Source organism: Mesorhizobium captivum (assembly GCF_033977165.1).
In the GTDB taxonomy this organism is placed as follows: Bacteria; Pseudomonadota; Alphaproteobacteria; order Rhizobiales; family Rhizobiaceae; genus Mesorhizobium; species Mesorhizobium captivum.
The window spans coordinates 1-1,609 of record NZ_JAVIJB010000109.1 but is presented as its reverse complement, the minus strand read 5'-3'; the positions used below and the strand labels follow the sequence as shown (position 1 = coordinate 1,609).

General features: G+C 62.4%; 2 protein-coding genes. Both read right to left on the bottom strand.

Annotated features, from left to right (window positions below; genetic code table 11):
* Window positions 1-772: MFS transporter (locus tag RFM40_RS33485; protein ID WP_320279051.1), on the bottom strand; the 772-nt coding region annotated here is incomplete at its 3' end.
* A 636-nt stretch (window positions 773-1,408) separates the two neighbouring features.
* A partial coding sequence (locus RFM40_RS33480; RefSeq protein ID WP_320279050.1) for a hypothetical protein occupies window positions 1,409-1,609 on the bottom strand: 201 nt, incomplete at its 5' end.

Genomic DNA, 1,609 nt, shown 5'->3' with positions numbered 1-1,609 from the left:
GGCCGCCGATGATGTTGCCGATGGTCATGCCGGCGCCGAACAAGAGCAGCACCCAGGTGACGGTCGCCGTCGACAGGCCGGACACGTCGGTGAGATAGGGCTTGATGTAAGTGAAGACCGCGAACAAGCTGGCGGAAGCGAGCGAGGCGATCAGCATCGCCAGCCAGACCTGCAGCTTGCCGAGCACGCGCAATTCGCCGAGCAGACCGCCGCCGCTGGGTTCGACGACATCCGACGGCACCAGCCAGGCGATGGCCGCGACCGAGACGAGGCCGATGCCGACGACGGCGAGGAAGGTGGCGCGCCAGCCGAAGGCTTCGCCCAGCGCCGTGCCGGCGGGCACGCCGAGGATGTTGGACATCGTCAGGCCGGCGAACATCAGCGCAATCGCGCTCGCCCGCTTGTTGCGCGGCACGAGGCTGGCGGCAACGACGGAGCCGATGCCGAAGAAGGCGCCATGGCCGAAAGCGGTGAAGACGCGCGCCGCCATCAACAGCCAATAGTTCGGAGCGATGGCGCAGAAGAGATTGCCGACGACGAAGAGCGTGGCGAGACCGACCAACACAGGCTTGCGCGGCAGGCGAGCCGTCGCCATGGCGACGATCGGGGCGCCGAAGACGACGCCCAGCGCATAGCCGGTAACCAGAAGGCCAGCCGAAGGGATCGAGACGCCGAGGTCGGCCGCGACCTCCGGCAGCAGGCCCATAATGACGAATTCGGTGGTGCCGATGCAGAAGGATGCTATGGCAAGCGCTAGGATTGGCAGCGGCATTGGACGTCCCTGCTAAAACGGTCCAAGACCGAGATTGTCTGGACGGCCGCGATGCACGAGCTCACTGGAATCAGAAGAAGGAGAGCGGCCCTTTTTCGAACACAGGCCGGGCTGTTGAGGCGGGCGGCGTCTGAGCGACGGTCGTCAACAGGACTGTTCTGGCTCGGGCGACCTGACGCTTCTCTCTCATGGGCAACTGTGGAGGAAACGAAAACATGATGAGCTGCCGATGCCGATTGCCTCCGCGCAAGTTGAGGAAATCTTGGCGAGAACTCCGGCGGCTTTTTTTCGACACTAGCCGTTGGCCACGGCCTCACATGCCTGCGCCCGCGAGCACGGTTCGGTGTGGAAATCATGTCTGTTCTTGCTGTTCGCCGGGGACCCCCCGGTGAACACAGGATGACGAGGTTGGCTGAACTGGCGACTCTAAACATTACAGCGCTGCGCTCCAGTCTGGAGCTCAATGCCCCTGATGCTGCAAGCAAGCGCTATGCCACCTTGGGATTTTGTCCCTGTCTCAGGCTCCCCGAGCTATAGGCGTTGAACGAGAAAGCATCGTGCCCTGCTCGCAGAGTCGCGTCGACAGGCTATGGTTCTTGTTATCGAGCGCAGCGGTTTCCACCGACTTGCCGTGCTCTACTCTTTGCCAATGGCCGGCACGCGGCCGAGCGATCTCATACGCATCGCATGTCTGCGCCATATGCTGGTCTCTGATATGCCATACTGCCTTGCGATTTCGGTCATCGGTTTCGACCAGACCAGATCGTAAAGCTCGGCCCGCGTCATTCTCAGCACGTATCTTCCTCTCGTATCAATCGCCAGCAACGTGAGCCAGCC